Annotated in this window: 1 rRNA gene; it reads left to right on the top strand. The window is 39.2% G+C overall.

Features of this window, described 5'->3' with window-relative positions:
* Positions 1–148: 148 nt before the first annotated feature.
* A 16S ribosomal RNA gene (locus ACXR6G_RS20175) occupies positions 149–329 on the top strand; the annotation flags it as partial.

Genomic DNA, 329 nt, shown 5'->3' with positions numbered 1-329 from the left:
AAACAAACTAGAAATTTTGAACGAGAGTTCTTTGAAAATATTGGAAGTAGAATAAAGTTAGGTAAATACAAGAAAATAACCTTGTCAATTAAATTTACGAATTAACTTAGATATTATCCACGAGCAGAATTAACTATAAGTTTTTTATACAACGAAGAGTTTGATCCTGGCTCAGGATGAACGCTAGCGACAGGCCTAACACATGCAAGTCGAGGGGCAGCATTTCTAGCTTGCTAGAAGATGGCGACCGGCGCACGGGTGAGTAACGCGTATGCAACCTACCTTATACTGGGGGATAGCCCAGAGAAATCTGGATTAATACCGCATAA

The organism is Ancylomarina sp. YFZ004 (assembly GCF_054254355.1).
This window is presented reverse-complemented; position numbering and strand designations above follow the sequence as displayed.